At 66.1% G+C, this 18,393-nt stretch carries 15 protein-coding genes; 6 read left to right on the plus strand and 9 right to left on the minus strand.

Annotation, left to right across the window (positions count from 1 at the left end; translation table 11 throughout):
• Positions 1 to 318: 318 nt before the first annotated feature.
• The 5 genes from DU475_RS12335 (at position 319) to DU475_RS12355 (ending at position 6,845) form a co-directional block, all read left to right on the plus strand.
• Positions 319 to 966, plus strand: a complete 648-nt coding sequence (locus tag DU475_RS12335) for a TetR/AcrR family transcriptional regulator (protein ID WP_164632314.1) — start codon at positions 319 to 321, stop codon at positions 964 to 966.
• On the plus strand, positions 963 to 1,874 hold the full coding sequence (locus DU475_RS12340) for a PepSY domain-containing protein (RefSeq protein WP_164632307.1): 912 nt from the start codon (positions 963 to 965) through the stop codon (positions 1,872 to 1,874). Before DU475_RS12335 ends, DU475_RS12340 begins: the two co-directional genes overlap by 4 nt.
• Before the next feature lie 128 nt (positions 1,875 to 2,002).
• Positions 2,003 to 3,145, plus strand: coding sequence for an efflux RND transporter periplasmic adaptor subunit (locus DU475_RS12345; RefSeq protein ID WP_164632308.1), 1,143 nt, complete (start codon positions 2,003 to 2,005; stop codon positions 3,143 to 3,145).
• A 3-nt stretch (positions 3,146 to 3,148) separates the two neighbouring features.
• Positions 3,149 to 6,298, plus strand: a complete 3,150-nt coding sequence (locus DU475_RS12350; protein WP_164632309.1) for an efflux RND transporter permease subunit — start codon at positions 3,149 to 3,151, stop codon at positions 6,296 to 6,298.
• A 136-nt stretch (positions 6,299 to 6,434) separates the two neighbouring features.
• Positions 6,435 to 6,845 carry a flagellar basal body rod protein FlgC gene (locus DU475_RS12355; RefSeq protein WP_142884053.1) on the plus strand — a complete coding sequence of 137 codons (411 nt, stop codon included), beginning with the start codon at positions 6,435 to 6,437 and terminating at the stop codon, positions 6,843 to 6,845.
• A 34-nt stretch (positions 6,846 to 6,879) separates the two neighbouring features.
• Here the strand turns inward: DU475_RS12355 and DU475_RS12360 are convergent, their stop codons facing one another.
• The 7 genes from DU475_RS12360 to DU475_RS12390 all read right to left on the minus strand — a co-directional run bounded on the left by DU475_RS12360 (position 6,880) and on the right by DU475_RS12390 (position 15,130).
• A complete protein-coding gene (locus DU475_RS12360; RefSeq protein WP_142884052.1) occupies positions 6,880 to 7,938 on the minus strand; it encodes an ABC transporter ATP-binding protein in 1,059 nt (352 codons plus the stop codon).
• Complete coding sequence (locus DU475_RS12365; RefSeq protein WP_013499946.1) at positions 7,935 to 8,933, minus strand: ABC transporter ATP-binding protein; 999 nt, start codon at positions 8,931 to 8,933, stop codon at positions 7,935 to 7,937. The genes DU475_RS12360 and DU475_RS12365 overlap by 4 nt, the downstream gene beginning before the upstream one ends.
• Positions 8,934 to 8,935: 2 nt before the next feature.
• Positions 8,936 to 9,844 (minus strand): ABC transporter permease, encoded by a 909-nt coding sequence (locus DU475_RS12370; RefSeq protein ID WP_013499947.1) that lies wholly within the window; start codon positions 9,842 to 9,844, stop codon positions 8,936 to 8,938.
• The gene (locus DU475_RS12375) at positions 9,841 to 10,821 is read right to left on the minus strand and encodes an ABC transporter permease (protein WP_047310115.1); all 981 of its coding nucleotides are present in this window, start codon (positions 10,819 to 10,821) and stop codon (positions 9,841 to 9,843) included. The genes DU475_RS12370 and DU475_RS12375 overlap by 4 nt, the downstream gene beginning before the upstream one ends.
• 28 nt (positions 10,822 to 10,849) lie before the next feature.
• Positions 10,850 to 12,448: an ABC transporter substrate-binding protein gene (locus DU475_RS12380; RefSeq protein WP_164632310.1), complete on the minus strand. Its 1,599-nt coding sequence runs from the start codon at positions 12,446 to 12,448 to the stop codon at positions 10,850 to 10,852.
• Between the two features lie 88 nt (positions 12,449 to 12,536).
• Positions 12,537 to 13,490: a CobW family GTP-binding protein gene (locus DU475_RS12385; RefSeq protein WP_164632311.1), complete on the minus strand. Its 954-nt coding sequence runs from the start codon at positions 13,488 to 13,490 to the stop codon at positions 12,537 to 12,539.
• Entirely contained in the window at positions 13,487 to 15,130 is a 1,644-nt protein-coding gene (locus DU475_RS12390) for an amidohydrolase (protein ID WP_164632312.1), read from the minus strand. Before DU475_RS12390 ends, DU475_RS12385 begins: the two co-directional genes overlap by 4 nt.
• A gap of 236 nt (positions 15,131 to 15,366) precedes the next feature.
• On the opposite strand from DU475_RS12390, the gene pdxR reads away from it, so the two are divergent.
• Positions 15,367 to 16,908: a MocR-like pyridoxine biosynthesis transcription factor PdxR gene (pdxR, locus tag DU475_RS12395; RefSeq protein ID WP_047310117.1), complete on the plus strand. Its 1,542-nt coding sequence runs from the start codon at positions 15,367 to 15,369 to the stop codon at positions 16,906 to 16,908.
• A 120-nt stretch (positions 16,909 to 17,028) separates the two neighbouring features.
• Here the strand turns inward: pdxR and DU475_RS12400 are convergent, their stop codons facing one another.
• Positions 17,029 to 17,817, minus strand: a complete 789-nt coding sequence (locus tag DU475_RS12400; protein WP_047310140.1) for a sulfite exporter TauE/SafE family protein — start codon at positions 17,815 to 17,817, stop codon at positions 17,029 to 17,031.
• 8 nt (positions 17,818 to 17,825) lie between these two features.
• Positions 17,826 to 18,393 (minus strand): aldehyde dehydrogenase family protein (locus DU475_RS12405; RefSeq protein WP_164632313.1); only part of this gene is annotated, 568 nt, incomplete at its 5' end.

Below are 18,393 nucleotides of genomic sequence, written 5' to 3' on the forward strand. Positions count from 1 at the left end.
GCGCAGCGCCGAATCACCGAGGGCGAATCAAGACGACCGAACTAGGCAGCGGCGCGTCGCCCGGTGTCTCATCAAAGCGGGGAACGCCGATCCGACGTCGACGAGGCTCACCGTCGTCACGCGGATGGGCCGGGATTGCGCCCCGTCACCTCCGGGATCGCTGACGGCAATCACCGTGAACGGCACTCAAATACCTGCGACAACATGGCTTTTAAGTAACTAAACGGTTTAGTTTTGTTGCCGGTCTGTCAGCGAACCGATAGGCTCAGACGGCTACACTCTACCTGTGCCATGCCGCACCCGTTGGTGATGAGTTCAATGCCCCGTCCCCGCAGAAACCAAGCCATCGACCCGAGCGGCGAGAACCGGAAACTGCGGCAGGTGCTCGGCGCCGCGCGAGAACTGTTCACGACTCACGGCTTCGACGTCACCAGCATGGATGCGATCGCTCGCGAGGCCGGCGTCTCCAAGGCGACGTTGTACGTCCATTTCGCCAGCAAGGACGCGCTGCTGTCGGCGCTGGTCGACGACGAATGCCGCAGTATCGGGCCGCAGATGCTGTGGCAACCGGACGGTAGACCAATCGAACTGGAGCCGGCGCTGCGGGCCATCGCTCGTGACTACACTGCTTTCTTTCTCGACGACCGCGGGCTGAAGCTGCACCGGCTGGTGATGAGCAATGCCGCGCGGTTTCCAAAAATGGCCGAGGTGTTCATGGCGGCGGGGCCGCGCCGCTGCGAACAAGAGGTTGCGACCTTTCTCCGCGCCGCGGTGGCGCAGCAGTTGCTGCGCATCCCGGATATCGGCCTCGCCGCCATCCAGTTTCTCAGCCTCGTCCAGGGCCGGTTGCATTTGCAATGGGAGTTGCAGCTCGGCCGGCCCAGCGCGAACGACGTCGCAGCCCTGATCGACGGTGGAATTCGCGTATTCCTCGCCGCCTATCGCAACCCCGAAATTCGACCATGAACAACGTATTACTGCTCAAGCTGCACCGCTGGACCAGCCTGGTATTCGCGCTGCCGCTGCTCGCCGTCATCGTCACAGGCCTGATCCTGTCGCTCGAACCGATGCTGCAGTCCAGGGGCCTGCCAGCCGGCATGATCGACGCCGCCCGTCTCACCGAGTTGATCCAACGCCACGATCCGGACGGCAAGGCGCGGGGGCTGGCGATCAATGCCACCGGCCAGCAGATGCGGCTGCTCGGCGTCGGCACAGGGCCGATCGATCTGGCCACCGGCGAAGCGGCGGCGAGCGATCCGACCGGCGACCTGCTGCTGTGGGCGCGGCGCACCCACGAACGGCTGCTGGGCTCCGAATGGCTGGTGATCGCCTCGACGATCGCGTTGACGATGCTGATGGCGATCGGCGTGCTGATGGGGCTGCCGCGGCTGCGCAACAGCGTCGCCGGCTGGCACAAGGGCGCGGCATGGTTCACGCTGCCGTTGCTGGTGCTCAGCCCGCTTACTGGCCTGTGCATCGCGTTCGGGCTGACTTTCAGCAGCGGTCCACCGCCGGCGCGGCTGACAGTCAAGCTGACCGACGCGGTCGAGCGAGTTGCGCAGTCGCACGACGTGTCGCGTCTGACGATGATCGCCAACCGCGGCGGACGGATGATCGCCCGGATCTACCAGGACGGCGAACTGCGCGCCTACACCTTCACGCCGGACGGCGTCACGCCGCTGCCGCGCAACTGGCCGCGGCTGCTGCACGAAGGCAACTGGTCGACCTGGCTGTCGGGCACGCTCAACGTCGTCACCTCGGTGGTGCTGCTCGGGCTGCTGATCACCGGCGTCTGGTTATGGACCCGGCGCAAGCTGCGGCGGCGGCCTCCGTCTAGACACAGCGGCGTTCCGGCTGTCGCTGCATCGCTATAGAGCTCTTCCAATTCGGATCGAATCCGACCGCAGCTCACGTTGCCTATTCTGATGCATTGTCTTCACGCGAATGGGCGCCTCCTTCGCTCGAAGGCGCACTATTCCTGCCGCCCGTCCGGAGCTTGTTCATGTCGCCCGTTGTTCGCCGCCCCGTGCTCGCCCTCGTCGCGCTGCTCGCCGCCTCTCCTGCTTTGGCTCAGATGCCGGGCGGCGGGCCGCCGGCGGTCGGCACGATCACAGCCCGGCCGCAGGCGATCACCGAGACCACCGAGATCAACGGCCGGATTCAGGCGATCGGACGCGTCGACCTCACGGCACGCGTCACCGCCTATCTGCAGGAGCAGATGTTCGTCGAAGGCGCCGAGGTGAAGAAGGGCGACCTGCTGTTCCGGCTCGAGCAGCCGCCGTTCGAGGCCGATGCCGAGGCGAAGCGCGCCGCGGTCGATCAGGCCCGGGCCCAGCTCGACTACGCCGACCTGGCACTCGGCCGCGCCGAGCAGTTGCTGAAGAGCAATTCCGGCAGCCAGAGCACCGCCGACAATGCCCGCGCGGCGCAGCGCACCGCCGCGGCGCAGCTCCGCTCGGCGCAGGCGCAATTGCGCCAGGCCGAAATCAATCTCGGCTACACCGAAATCCGCTCGCCGATCGACGGCCGGATCGGCCGCATCCAGATAACGCCCGGCAACGTCGTCGGACCGTCGTCCGGCGCGCTCGCCACCGTGGTCAGCCAGGATCCCGCTTACGTCGTGTTCCCGATCTCGGTGAACCGGCTGCTGCAACTGCGCGAGGAATTCGCCGCGCAGGGCGGGCTCGAGGCGATGAAGATCAGGCTGCGGCTGCCCGACGGCCGGCTGTATCGCGAGGTCGGCAAACTGCAATTCGTCGACGTCAGCATCGCTCGCGACACCGACACCATCATCCTGCGCGGCACCATCGCCAACCCGCCGCTGGCCAGCGGCGGCCGCGAACTCACCCACGATGAAATGGTCCGTGTGATTCTCGAAGGCTCCAAGCCGCGAGAGGTGCTGGCGATCCCGCGCGCCGCGATCCTCACCGACCAGCAGGGCAACTACATCTATGTGGTCAACGACCACAACGTCGCCGAGCGCCGCCGCATCAAGCTCGGACAATCGACCCCGCAGACCGCCTCGGTGATCGACGGACTGAAACAGGGCGAGCAGGTGATCGTCGAGGGCGTGCAGCGGGCGCGCCCGAACGCGCCGGTGACCCCGTCGCCTGCCGCCGCCGACGCTCTGCCGACTCCGAGATAAGCCATGATTGCCGATACCTTCATCGACCGCCCGCGACTCGCCGCCGTCATCGCGCTGGTGACCACGCTGGTCGGCGCCCTGGCGCTGCTTCGCATTCCGGTGGCCCAGCTCCCCGACATCGTGCCGCCGCAGGTCCGGGTTTCGACCACCTATCCGGGCGCCTCCGCCGACGTGCTGGAAGCCACTGTGGCGCAGCCGATCGAGGCCAAGGTCGTCGGCGTCGACAAGATGATCTACATGAAGAGCTCGAGCGGCAACGACGGCTCCTACACGCTCGACGTCTCGTTCGCGCTCGGCACCAATCCCGACATCAACACCGTCAACGTCAACAACCGGGTGCAGAACGCGCTGTCGCAACTGCCGGCCGAGGTGCGGCTGCAGGGCGTCAACGTGCAGAAGCGCTCGTCGTCGATGCTGCAGGTGATCAACATGTACAGCGTCGGTCAGAAATACGATCAGTTGTTCCTGACCAATTACGGCCTGATCAACGTGCTCGACGAATTGTCCCGCGTCGCCGGCGTTGGCGAGGCGACGCTGTTCGGCCGTTACGCCTATTCGATGCGGATCTGGTTCGACATCGAGAAACTGTCGAGCCTTGGTCTGGTGCCGTCCGACGTCGTCGCGGCGATCAGCGCCCAGAACGTGCAGGCCCCGGTCGGCCGGATCGGCGCCCGTCCGGTGCCCGCAGACCAGCAGTTCCAGTTCAACCTGCAAACCCAGGGCCGACTCACCAAACCCGAAGAGTTCGGCGCCATCGTGCTCCGGGCCAATCAGGACGGTTCGGTACTGCGCGTCGCCGACGTCGCCCGCGTCGAGCTCGGTGCGCAGAACGCCGACACCTATGCGCGGCTGAACGGCGATCCGACCATCGGCATCGGCATTTTCCTGGCGCCGGGCGCCAACGCCATCAACACCGCCGCCGCGATCCGGGCCAAGCTCGACCAATTGCAGTCGCGGTTTCCGGAAAGTGTGGTGGCGCGGGTGGTCTACGACTCCACCGTATTCGTCAACGACACCATCCGGGCGGTGCTGCACACGCTGCTCGAGGCGTTCGTGCTGGTGGCGCTGGTGGTGTACCTGTTCCTCGGTAATTTCCGCGCAAGCCTGATCCCGATCATCGCGGTGCCGGTGAGCCTGGTCGGCACCTTCGCGGTGCTGACCGCGCTCGGCGCCTCGCTCAACACCGTGTCGATGCTGGCACTGGTGCTGGCGATCGGCATCGTGGTCGACGACGCCATCGTGGTGGTTGAGAACGTCGAGCGGGTGATGGAGGAGGAGCCGGATCTGTCACCGGCCGACGCCACCAAAAAGGCGATGGCCCAGGTCACCGCGCCGATCATCGCGATCACCTTGGTCCTGCTGTCGGTGTTCGTGCCGATCGGTTTCCTCCCCGGCATCATGGGCGAGCTGTTCCGGCAGTTCGCGGTGACGATCTCGGCCGCGATGCTGATCTCCGCGATCAACGCGCTGACGCTGTCACCGGCGCTGTGCGCCGTGTTCCTGCGCCACACCGGGCCGCGCCGCGGCTTCATGCAGAAATTCAGCCGCGGCATCGACACCGCACGCGACGGCTACACTTCGACGGTGCGGATCGCACTGCGCCGCCCGGCACTGTCGGTGCTGGCAGTGGCGGCGTGCGGCGCGGGGATATGGAGCCTGTCGTTGACGACGCCTTCGGGATTTCTGCCAGAGGAGGACCAGGGAGCCTTCTTCATCAACGTGCAACTCCCCGACGGCGCTTCGGTGGCCCGCACCGAGGCGACCGTGATCGAGGTCGAAAAGCTCGTCAAGCAGATGCCGGAAGTGCGCGACGTGCTGTCGATCGTCGGGCTGTCGCTGCTCGACAACTACTCGGCCTCCAACAACGCCTTCATGATCGTGCAGCTCAAGCCGTTCGCCGACCGCAAGGCCGCGTCGTCGGCGGCCCAGGCCCTGATCGGAAAGACCTTCGGCGCGACCCAGGCGGTGCGCACCGCGACAGTGCTGCCGTTCAATTTGCCGCCGGTCGTCGGACTGTCCACCGCCGGCGGCTTCCAGTACCAGCTCGAATCGCTGGAAGGCGCCGAGCCGGCGGCGATCGCCGGCGTCACCAACGGGCTGGTCGCCGCCGCCAACCAGAATCCGCTGCTGACGCGGGTGTTCTCGACCTACAACGCGAATGCGCCGTCGCTGTATCTCGACATCGACCGCGAGAAGGCGCAGTCGCTCGGCATCACCGTCAACGACATCTTCTCGGCGCTGCAGATTTCGCTCGGCGGGCTCTACATCAACAACTTCAACCTGTTCGGACGGACCTGGCAGGTCAACCTGCAGGGCGACGCGAGCGCGCGGCGTGACCTGCCCAACCTGTGGGACATCTACGTCCGCAACGCCAAGGGCGCGATGGTGCCGCTGCAATCGATCGCCAGCGTCCGCACCGTCACCGGCCCCGCGGTGATCACCCGCTACAACAACTATCGTTCGGTGACGATCAACGGTTCGCCCGCAACCGGCGTTTCCTCCGGCACGGCGATGGCCGCGATGGCCGAGGTGTCGGCCAAGACGCTGCCGCCCGGCTACGCGTTCGAATGGACCGGCACCGCCTATCAGGAGCACGAGGCGGTCGGCAAGACCGGCTACATCCTGGCGCTCGCGGTGATCTTCGCCTACCTGTTCCTGGTGGCGCTGTACGAAAGCTGGGTGATCCCGGTGCCGGTGCTGCTGTCGGTGTCGATCGCAGTGCTCGGCGCCTTCGCCGGCATCCTGGTCGGCCGCGTCACCCTCGATCTCTACGCCCAGATCGGCCTGGTGGTGCTGATCGCACTGGCCGCCAAGAACGGCATCCTAATCGTCGAATTCGCCAAGGAGCAGCGCGAGGCCGGGCTGTCGATCAAGGCGGCGGCCGAGATGGGCGCCAAGCTGCGCTTCCGCGCCGTGATGATGACCTCGATCGCCTTCATCCTCGGCCTGGTTCCGCTGGTGTGGGCCGACGGCGCGGCAATGCTGGCCCGACGCAACCTGTCGACCCCGGTGTTCGCCGGCATGCTGACTGCCAGCCTGATCGGCATCATCCTGATTCCGATGCTGTACGTGGTATTCCAGTCGCTGCGCGAGAAGGTCGCCGAGCCGGGCGTACTGACGCCGCTGTCGCTGAAACGTCTGCTGAAGCGATGAGGGCTGCGGTCGGCACCTATCCGTCGGGGTTGCGATTTCGTTACCGCGATCCGTCGAATGATCGGGATGGTGGCAACGGATCGTTGCGGGGTGCGGGCGCTAACTTGAGGCTCGCACCTCGGAGCTCCAAGACCTCATGTCCGCCATCGCGTCGATTGCCGTCTCCGGCCTGAATGCGGCGACCCGCCGGCTGGAAGTCTCCGCCAGCAACATCGCCAATCAGCGGTCGACCGGCGCGCTGCCCGGCGCCAACGGCACGGTGCCGGCAGGTGCGCCGCAGGCCTACAAGCCGCTGCAGGTCAATCAGACCGACACATCGACCGGCGGCACTCAGACCAGCCTCGCCACGACCTCGCCCGCCACTGTTCCGGTATCCGACCCGCAGGCGCCATTTGCCGATGCCGACGGCATGGTGGCGGCGCCCAACGTCGATCTGGCGCAGGAATTCATCGGCCAGATGGTCGCCAAATACAGCTACGCGGCCAACCTCGCCTCGCTGCAGGCCGATCGCGACATGACCAAGGCGCTGCTCGACGCGAAGGTGTAGTCGTTCTGCCACCGACAAATCGCCACCGAGCGAACTAACCGACCGGCCCGTTCGCCACGCGCGGGGTGAAATCAGGTACGCCGATGTCGTCCTTGCGGTGACAGGCGGCGTAATGTTCGTGGCCGACCGCGTCGAGGAACGGCAGTTCCTCCCGGCAGCGATCGACCGCGAACGGGCAACGCTGCGCGAAGCGACAACCCGGCGGCGGATCGACCGGCGACGGCGGCTCGCCCTTGACCAGATACTTAGCCTTCAGCTCGTCACGCAGCGGACCGGGCGGCACCGCCGCCGACACCAGCGACCACGTGTAGGGATGGCGCGGCGCGGTGAACAGCGCCGAGGCTGGTGCCTGTTCGGCGATCTTGCCGAGATACATCACGGCGATCTCGTCGCAGAACTGCTGGATGACGCCGAGATCGTGCGAGATGAAGATGTAGGTGAGCCCGCGCTCGCGCTGCAGCTTCTTCAAGAGGTTCAGGATCTGCGCCTGGATCGCGACGTCGAGCGCGGAGACCGCCTCGTCGCAGACGATCAGCTCCGGCTCCGGCGCCAGCGCGCGGGCGATGCATAGCCGCTGGCGCTGACCGCCGGAGAACTGATGCGGAAACAGGTCGGCGGCTTCCGGCGGCAAGCCGACCTCGGCGAGCAGCTTGCGAACCCGCGCGTCGCGCTCGCTGCGGCTGCCGATCTCGAGCAGATCGAGCGGCTCGCGAATCTGGTCTCCGGCGCGACGACGGGGATCGAGCGCCGAGAACGGGTCCTGGAACACGATCTGCAGATGCTTGCGCGCCTTGCGCAGCGGCTCGCCGGTGAGCGGCATGATGTCCTCGCCGCGGAACACCACCTGCCCGGAAGTCGCCGCGACCAGCCGCATGATCGCCTGCGCGGTAGTAGATTTGCCGGAGCCGCTTTCGCCGACGATACCGAAGGTGGTGCCGCGCTTGACGCGGAAGCTGACGCCGTCGACCGCATGGACGAACGACGGCTTGCCCCAGGGGCGCTTCCGCTGGGTGCGGAAATGCACCACGAGATCGTTGACGTCGAGCAGATAGGGACTGGCGTCGTCGGGTCGCAGGTCTTCGTGAATCATCATGCGGCGATCTCCCCGGCGCGCCAACACGACACCGCGTGCCCGGCTTCGATGTTGCCGAGCGGCGGCTGCGGCTTCGAACGGCACAGCTCGGAGGCGTTGGCGCAGCGCGCCAGGAAGGCGCAATCGGGGCCGCGATTACCAAGTCCCGGAACCATGCCGGGTATCTCGCCGAGGTCGGTCCATTCGTCCGGCTTGGCGACACCGACGGCCAGATGCGGCACGCAGCCGAGCAGACCGCGCGTGTAGGGATGACGCGGCGCCGCGGCGATCTGATGCGCCGGCCCGGTCTCGATGCAGCGGCCGGCATACAGCACCGCGATTTCGTCCGCGAGCTCGGCGACAGCGCCGAGATCATGGGTGATCAGCACGATCGCCGTTTCGGTCTCGTCCTGAAGCTGGGCGAGCAGATCGAAGATCTGCGCCTGCACGGTGACGTCGAGCGCGGTGGTCGGTTCGTCGGCGATCAGCAGCTTCGGCCGGCACGCCAGCGCCATCGCGATCATCACCCGCTGCCGCATACCGCCCGACATCTGGTGCGGATAAGCCTTGGCACGCTGCTCGGCGGCAGGGATCTGCACCGCCTTCAGGAACTGCACCGCCTGTTCGGCGGCGTCCTTGCGGCTGAGCCGGCGGTGATAATACAGCACCTCGGCGATCTGATCGCCGACGGTGTAGAGCGGGTTCAGCGCCGTCATCGGCTCTTGAAACACCATCGAGATCTTGTCGCCGCGCAAAGCGCGCATCCGCTTCGGCCGCGCAGTGAGCAGGTCCTCGCCGTCGAGCAGGATGCGGCCGCCGGTGATTACGAAGCCCTCCGGCAACAGCCGCATGATCGCCAGCGCGGTCATGCTCTTGCCGCAGCCGGATTCGCCGACCAGCGCGATGGTACGGCCCTTTTGAACCGTGAACGACAGATTCTCCAGCACCGGCACCAGATCGCCGTCGCGATTGGTCATGCTGACGCTCAAGTTCTCGACCGAAAGAACCGGGGTCATCGTCACCTCCGTCGCAGCCGCGGATTGACCGCATCGTTGACGCCGTCGCCGACCAGGCTGACGGCGAGCACGGCCAGGAAGATCGCGGCGCCGGGGAACGTCACCGCCCACCAGGCATCGAGCACGTAGTTGCGGTTCTGGCCGATCATCAGACCCCAGCTCATGGTGTTGGGATCGCCGAGGCCGAGGAAGCTGAGACCACCCTCGAACAGGATCGCGGTGCCGATCGCCAGGGTCGCCGATACGATGATCGGCGGCAGCGCGTTCGGCAGCACCACGCGCAGGATCAGATGCAGATTGCCGGCACCGGCGGCGCGCGAGGCTTTGATGAAGTCCAGATCGCGCAGCCGCATGAACTCGGCGCGCGTCAGCCGCGCCGCCGACGTCCAGCTCACCGCGCCGATCGCCAGCGTGATGGTCGACAGTTTCGGGCCGAACAGCGTCACCAGCACCATCGCGAACAACAGCGGCGGCAGCACCTGGAAGAACTCGGCGATCTTGACCAGCAGAGCGTCGACCCAGCCGCCGAAGAAGCCGCTGAGGGCGCCGACGGTGACGCCGATCAGGATGGTGATCAGCGCCGCCACCGCACCGACCGTGAGCGTCGCGCGGCCGCCGTAGATCAGGCCGGCGAGGACGTCGCGGCCGAGATAGTCGGTCCCGAACAGCGCGTCGGCGTCCGGCGGCGCGAACGGCATTCCGACGATGTCGAGCGGATCGACCGGATACAGAAACGGCCCGATCGCGGTGCCGACCAGCAGCACCAGCAGCAGGATCGCGCCGGCGACGCCGGACGGGCTCTTGATGAACTGCCGCAGAGCGGCCTGAGCCGGCGACACCGCCTTCGGAACCTTGGCGACGCTGGGAGCGGGCTTCTGTGCCATCGCGAGCCTGGACTCCATCGTACTCATCGGGCACCTGCGCGGATACGAGGATCGATCAACCGGTACACCAGATCGGTGAGGATGTTGGCGGCGATCACCATCAGGGCGGAAAAGAACAGCACGCCCATCAGCGTCGGGTAGTCGCGGCGCAGGATCGAATCGAACACAAGCCGCCCCATTCCCGGCCAGGAGTAAACCGTCTCCACCAGCACCGCGCCGGCGAACAGATTGCCGAACTGCAGGCCGACGACCGTGACGATCGGGATCAAGGTGTTGCGCAGCGCGTGTTTGACCAGCACCACCGTCTCCGGCAGCCCTTTGGCGCGCGCGGTGCGGACGTAGTCGGCCGACAGCACGTCGATCATGTTGACGCGGGCGAGCCGCGAATATTGCGCGACGAACACCAGCCCCAGCGTCATCGACGGCAGCACCAGATGCTTGGCGACGTCGAGCCCGTAGGCGATGCCGGTCTTGCGGTCGACCACGTCGGTCATGCCGCTGACCGGCAGGATCGGCCACACCGAGCCGAACAGCAGCAACAGCAGCAGGCCGGTCCAGAAGATCGGCGCGGCATGTCCGGCCAGCGACAGCACGGTGACGCCGTGGCTGAGCAGGCCATTCGGTCGCCGCGCGCTGATCACGCCGAGCAGCGTTCCGATCAGAACGGCGAACACCAGCGACGCCGCGGCGAGGTACAGGGTCGCGGGCAGCCGCTGCAGGATCAGATTCAGCACCGGCTCGTTGAAATAGTAGGAATAGCCGAAATCGCCGTGCACGACCTTGCCGAGATAAGTGAACAACTGTTCCAGCAGGGTGTCATCGAGGCCGTATTTGGCGCGCAGCGCGGCGATCACCTCCGGCGACGCCCCACCCATCTCGCCGGCGATCACCTGCACCGGGTCGCCCGGTGCGAGATGGATCAGGCAGAAATTCATCACCAGCACCGCCAGCAGCAGCGCGACGGCGTTGGCGAGTTTTCCGAACAGATGGGTGAGGAGTGCCATTGATGCTTCGTGCTTCGAGAGTGTCGGGTCAGTTCTTCGGCGGCGTGGCCCAGTGCAACTCGTCGAGCGGCGCGGCGACACCCCAGATCGAGGTCGGCAGGCTGCCGAGCCCCTTGGCGAACGCGCTGTGGTACGGCGTCACGTTGATGTAGAAGATCGGCGCGTCGGCGACGACAATCTTCTGGAACTCAGAATACAGCGCTTTACGCTTCTCGGGCGAGGTCTCCTTGGCGGCCTGCTCGAGAATCTCGTCGACCTTCGGGTTGGCGTATTGCTGGGTATTCGACCAGATGATGCCCTTGCGGATGTTGGAACTGAGATAGGTCCGGTCGACGCCGATCACCGGATCGCCCCAGTTGAACACTGTGTCCATGGTCAGGTCGAAATCGAAACTGGCGACGCGCTGGGCCCAGGTCGGAAAGTCGGGCGCGGCGCGGACTTCGAGATTGATGCCGACCCGCTTCAGCGCCGAGCGCAGATATTCGGCGACGTTACGCTGCTGTTCGTCGTTGCCGGGGATGTAGTCGATCGTCAGCGTGGTGCGGGCGCCGTTGCCGTCCGGCTTCAGTCCGGCCTCGTCGAGCAGCTTGTTGGCCTTGGCGACGTCGAATTTGTACTGCTCGACATTCTTCTCTTCGAGCGGCGAGCCGGGCGCGATCGGCCCGGTCGACGCCATCGCCTTGCCGCCCATCAGCTTCTTGACGATGAACTCGCGATTGGCCGCATAGCCGATCGCCTGGCGGACGCGGACGTCGTCGAGTGGCTTCTTCTTGGTGTTGAAGGCGAGCCAGTTCAGCGCACCGATGCCGGCGAACCCCTTGTCGGTGACGACGATGTTCGGCGCCTTCTCCAGCCGTTCGATGTCGCGCACCCCGGTGAAGTAGGGCACCACGTGAACGTCGCCGCGCTCGGCCGACACCATCAGGGCGCTCGGGTCCGAGATCAGCCGCACCACGATCTTGTCGAGCTTCGGCCGGCCCGGAATGAAGAATTTGTCGAACTTCTCCAGCGTGTAGTAGTCGCCCTGCTTGTATTCGGCGAGCTTGTACGGCCCGGAGCCGACCGGCTTGAGATTGGCGGGGTGGGATTTCACGTCCTGGCCGTCGCCATAGACGTGCTTGGGCAGGATCGGCATCAATGCCGGCGACATCGCCAACAGCAGCGCCGGATGCGGGTGCGCCAGCTTGATCACCACGGTGTGCGGATCGGGCGCATCGACGCTGTCGACCGCCGCCAGCATGGTCTTGAACGGATGATTGGCCTTGATGGTCATGATCGAGAACGCGACGTCCTCCGACGTCACCGGCTTGCCGTCGTGGAAGGTAGCGTTCTTGACCAGCTTCAGCGTCACCGTCAGGCCGTCCTTCGACACCTCCCAGGACTCGGCGAGATACGGCTGCGGATTCCAGTTGTCGTCGTAGCGCAGCGGGCTGGCGTAGATCTGGGTGCTCGGCAGCGCCGTTGCGATGCCAGACTGCACCGCGCCGTTGAAGTGCCGCGGCACCTGCGTCGAGCCGATCACCAGCGTGCCGCCGGAGGCGCCTTCCGCCCGGGTTTCGATCGGCAGGCCCATCATGGCGAGGCCGCCGAGGGCTCCGACTACAAAGGATCGCTTCGTCAACATCATCGGTCAGAACTCCGCTGCAGGATAAGGATGGGCGAGGCAGGACGGCGAAAGCCGGCGGCTTCCGCGGGGTGAACATCGCGCGCGGCGATCACGACACCGCTCCGGCGGGCGCGAGGGCGCGGTCGAGGATGGCGTCGAGTTCGGCCGGCGGCGGCAGGTCGGCGGTGCCGACCCCGACCAGGACGATACCGGTCTCGGCCTGTGCGATGTCGGCAGGCGACAGGCTCCAGACGCTCTCGACCATCTGAAATACTTTGACGTCGTCTTCGTCGGCCAGCCGGCACGAGCCCTTCAGCCGCAGCAATTGCGGCGGCAGCTTGTCGACCGCGCAGGCCAGCCGGGCGCGGTCGAACCGACCGGCACGGCGATACGCCCAGCTTTTGAAGGTGGTACTGTGATCGATCGCCGCCTCGACGGCGTCGGCCCGAAAGCCGCTCGCCGCAGCGGCCGTCTCCAGCGTCTCCAGCGTCGCCATCGCGCCTTGCGCGGCTTCGACGATGCGAACGTCCGGTCGCAGCCTCCGCACCGTCGCACGCGCGGCCGCCAGTGTCTCGCCCTCCACCAGATCGATCTTGGTCAGCAGCACGAGATCGCAGCGCTCGAACTGGCTGCGCACGGTGTCGCCAACCCGCGCATCGTCGATCAGTTGCGCGACCCGGCTGGCATCCGCCAGCACGATCACCCGGCCGAGCCGCAGCGACGGTTCGATCAGCGCGATCTCGGCGATCTTCCACGGGTCGCCGACGCCGGAGGCTTCGATCACGATTCGCTCGAACGGCACGGCGGCATCGAGCACCCTGCAGATCGTATCGATGAAGCTGGTGCCGATGCTGCAGCAGATGCAGCCGTTGGTCAGCGTCATCGTGGTGCCGTCGTGGCTTTCGATCAGCGTCGCGTCGACATTGACCTCGCCGAAATCGTTGACCAGTACGGCGGTGCGCGGACCGCCGCTGCGCAGCAGATGGTTGACGAAGGTGGTCTTGCCCGCGCCGAGAAAGCCGCCGATCACCGTGACTGGAATGGTCGCGGACGCTGCCGTCATGCGCGGGGCGCCCCCTTGATGAGCCCGCCGATCACAGTGCCCCAGACCGCGACGTCCTTCAGCCGCTCCGGCGCCATAGACAGCGGGTCGTCTTCAAGCACGACGAAGTCGGCGAACTTACCGGTTTCGATGCTGCCGACCAGATGATCCATCTTCAAAGTATAGGCGGCGCCGATGGTGATTGCAGCAAGCGCCTGCTCTGTGGTGAGAGCTTCGGTATCTCGGCCCAGCACACGACCGCTCGAGGAGACGCGATTGACCGCGCACCAGGCCGTGAACAGCGGCGCCAGCGGCGTCACCGGCGCGTCGGAATGGATCGCGAACGGCACCCCGATCCGCTGCGCGGTCCCGGTGGCATCCAGCCGCGCCGCCCGCTCCGACCCCATCGTCAGCTCGTAATGCGCGTCGCCCCAGTAGTACAGGTGATTGGCGAACAGATTGGCGCAGACGCCGAGGCTCTTCATCCGTCGAAACTGTGCGGCGCTGGCCATCTGGCAATGCTGCAGGGTGTGGCGGTGATCGGGACGCGGAGCGGCGATCTGCGCCGCCTCGATCGCATCGAGCGCCACTTCGGTCGCCTCGTCGCCGTTGGTATGGATGTGAAGCTGGGCGCCGGCCCGGTGATAAGCCTCCACCAACCGCGGCAGCTCTTCGGGCGCGATGTACCACAACCCGTTGGCGGCACCGTTGTGATAGCCGGGCCAGCGCAGCCGCGCCGTGAAGCCCTGGATCGAGCCGTCGACCACCAGCTTGACGATGCCGTAGTGCAGCTTGTCGCCGGCATGGCTGCGCAGGGTCTCGAGCTTGGCGATCGCCTGCTCGGGCGTATGCGACACCGCGGCCAGCGCCGGCACCAGGCGAACGCCGAAATCGGCCTGGCTGGTCACGCTGCGATAGACCTCGATGGTCGGATCGGCGAGATCGTTGTGCAAATCGGTGATGGTGGTCACGCCCTGCACGCAGCACGACGCCGCGTAGCGCCGCACGTCCGCCTCGGTGATGGTACCAGCGAGCGGATTGTGGCCGAGCGCACGGAACAGCCGCATCCGCGCCGGGATGCCCTGCAGCTCACCGCTGGCCAGTCCATCGGACCCGGCGACCACGCCCGAGATATTGGTGGCATGCAGCAGCTCGGCACGTTCCAAAGTCAGCGTATTGACGTTGTTGATATGGAACGAGGCGTGGACGACGAGCACCGGACGCTTGGTCGACACCCGGTCGAGATCCCGCCTAGTCAGCATCTTGCCGCCGATATGCAGCGGATCGAAGCCCCAAGCGTAGAGCGGCGAGCCGTCGTCCGGCATCTCGGCCTCAGCCTGCTGCAGCCGCGCGACGATCGCCTCGATGTCCGGCACGCCGGCGACCACCTTTCCTTCCGGCGACCGACGATCGAATGCGCCGACATAGGGCTGCTTCCACATCAGCCCTTCCATGATGTGGCTGTGGCCTTCGACGAAGCCGGGCATCAGCACGTTGTCGGCAAAGCGTGTATCGAGCCGGGCGCCGCTCACCATCAGTTCGTCGGCGGAGCCGGTGGCGACGATCCGCCCGTCTCGCACCGCAACATGCGTCGCGCTCGGCCGCGACGGGTTCATGGTGATAATCTTGCGGGCGGAATAAACGACCGTTTCTGGCGTCACGCTTAGTCTCCAAGCTTGCGACTGCGAGCGTGAAGCGATCGACCCGGCTGCACTAGCGCCAGATGCCGAGCACGAATGGAGCCAGGGCCATGCGTCAGTCGCGAGTCCTGCTGGCTCGCTTCTTGCAGCTCGGTGGCAAAGGCTTCATGCTTGGGATTACAGCCTTTTCGTGCGGTCGTGTCAGTCAGGGTATAGTCTTGGGAAAGCTAGCACAGCTTACATATCGGGAGTCCACCGTGGCCCGCGCGCCCAAGGCAGGTGCAATTGCCTCCCCGGATGCCGCAGCTTTAGGCAAAGACGAATTGTTCTGGGGCGCGCTGTTCCGTGGCCTCAATCGCGGCGGCTCGTTTCTGCAACTACAGATCCGCCAGATCATCGTCACGGCGATCGAAGACGGCCGGTTGCCGCTCGGCATGAAGATGCCGTCGAGCCGCGATCTTGCGACCGTGCTGAAGGTTTCACGTAACACCGTGGTGATCGCTTACGAACAGCTCGTCGATCAGAATTTTCTGGTGTCGAGGCAACGCAGCGGTTACTTCGTGGCTGGCCTGCCGAAGAAATTCGCCACCGATCCTCCCGGCCTGCCGGAATTCACCAGCCGCGGCGACGATCACTGGGCCGACCGTTTCGCGGTGCGGCCGTCGGCGCATCGCAACATCGTCAAGCCGCTCGATTGGCAGACCCACCCCTACCCGTTCATCTTCGGCCAGTTCGATCCGAGCCTGTTTCCCACCAACGACTGGCGCGAAAGCGCGCGCGCCGCGCTCAGCGTTCCGGAGATCAACAATTGGGCCCGCGACCTGATCGACGGCGACGATCCGGCGCTGATCGAACAGTTGCAGCTCCAGGTGCTGCCGCGGCGCGGCATCCATGCCCGCGCCGACGAGATCATGATGACGATCGGCGCACAGCACGCGCTGTATCTGATCGCGACGTTGTTCATCAACGGAGAGACAAAGGTCGGCATCGAAGAGCCCGGTTATCCGGACGCCCGCAACATCTTCCGGATGCTGACGCCCAACGTGGTGCCGCTCGGCGTCGACGCCGAGGGGCTGGTGCCGGACGAGACGTTCCAAAGCTGTGCCGTCGCCTATGTCACCGCCAGTCATCAATGCCCGACCGCGGTGACGATGCCGCTGCCGCGCCGCCTGGAACTATTGAAGGCCGCTGCGGCCGGCGACGTCGTGGTGGTCGAGGACGATTACGAAGGCGAACTGATGCCGGAGACGGCGACGCTGCCGCCGCTGAAGAGCCTCGATCGTGCCAGCAACGTGCTCTACGTCGGCAGCCTGTCGAAGGCGCTGGCGCCGGGCCTGCGGCTCGGCTACGTCGTCGCGCCGGCGCCGGTGATCCGCGAGCTGCGCGCGCTGCGCCGGCTGATGCTACGGCATCCGCCGCTCAACAATCAGCGCGTCGCCGCGCTGTTCATCGGGCTCGGGCATTATCGGGCGCATCTGGCCCAGGTCGGACGCGTGCTGCTGGAGCGCGCCAAGCTGCTCGACCACCTGCTGCCGAAGTACCTGCCAGACTGCAAATTCTCGCGCGGGCCCGGTTCGACCAATTTCTGGGTGACCTGTCCGGCCTCGATCGACGCCACTGCGCTGGCGCAGGCCGCGCTCGATCAGGGCGTGGTGATCGAACCGGGCGCCGTGTTCTCGATGGACGAGACCGCGAGCCGGCACTGCTTCCGGCTCGGCTTCTCCTCGATCCGCACCGACCGCATCGAGGTCGGCATCGAGCGACTGGGCAAGGTGCTGGCGCAGCAACTCGAGGGCTGATCGGACGTCGCAGCATCTCCGCGTCATTGCGAAGAGCGCAGCGACGAAGCAAATCCAGAAGCTCCGTGCTAGGCACTGGATTGTTTCGCTTCGCTCGCAACGATGTGAAAGGCGGCGGCCTCACATCAGCTCGGAAATTCCCTTCGCGGCGCTGAGCAGCGCGACGCCGCCGAGGCTGGCGATCGAGACCCGGCGATGCAGCCGTTCGCTGCCGCGGCGAAAGCCCTGCTCGCCGATCCAGGTGCCGACGATCATCACCGGCAGCGCCATCGCGGCCAGCCACAGCACGTTCACGGTCGCGAGTCCTACCAGAGCGACGCTGGTGAAGCCGGCGATCGAGGTGGCGAGGAAGAACACCAGCAGCGAGGCACGCACCGCGACCGCGCGGAACGGCCCCGACATGTAGTACACGATCGCCGGCGGGCTCGGCATCGCGGCGAGACCGTTGAACAGACCGCACAGCACGCCGACGCCGGTGGTCACCGGCGGCGACGGGATCTTCTCGATGGCGAAGCCGCGACCGAGTACCACCACGGCCGCGGCCGTAATGGTCGCGATCACAATCCGCGCCACCGGTGCCGGCGCAACGCTTAGTGCCAGCGCTCCGATCGGCGAGCCGATCACCGCGCCGACGATCAACCAGCGCAGCGACCCCCAATGGCAGTCGCGATGATTGCGACGCAGATCGTTGAGCCCCCCGAGCAGCTGCAGCAGCACCGCCACCGGCACCGCTTTTGCCGGCGGCATGAACATGCCCATCAGTGGCACAGCAGCGAGCGCGAAGCCGAACCCGGTGAAGCCGCGCAGCAGCGCTGCCGCCAGCACTGCGCTGAGCACGCCGAGGATCGCCATCGGCGCCGGCAGCGTCGACAGGAAGCTCGCAGACACCTCGGCGATCAGCTCGTGCATCGCCACGATTATCGCATATCGATGACGACGGTCTTCTTCTTGGTGAAATGCTCGAGCATCGCCTCCAGCGACGCTTCCTTGCCGAGGCCCGACTTGCGGAAGCCGCCGTAGCTCAGGTTCGGCTGGATGGTGAGGTTCTGATTGACCTGGACGTAGCCGGCGTCGAGCCTCTGCACCGTGCGCAGCGCGCTACGCAGATCGTTGGTCCACACCGTCGCGGCCAGCCCGAACTCGCTGTCGTTGGCGCGGGCGATGACGTCGTCCTCGTCGTCCCACGGCTGCACGCAGACCACCGGGCCGAAGATCTCCTCGCGCATCAGCGGCGAATCTTCGGGAACCCCGGTGATGATGGTCGGCTGCAGGAACAAGCCGTCCTTCAGATGCGCCGCACCCGGCAACTCGCCGCAGCGGTCGACCTTGGCACCGGCGGTGCGCGCGCCGAGATCGATGTAGGATTCGACCTTGGCCTTCTGCCGCTGCGAGATCACGGTGCCGATATCGGTCGCTTCATCCAGCGGATCGCCGATCTTCAGCTTGCTCACCGCCTCGCGCAGCGCCGCCACGAAGGCATCGAAC

The organism is Rhodopseudomonas sp. WA056 (assembly GCF_010906995.1).
GTDB classification, from domain to species: domain Bacteria; phylum Pseudomonadota; class Alphaproteobacteria; order Rhizobiales; family Xanthobacteraceae; genus Rhodopseudomonas; species Rhodopseudomonas palustris_G.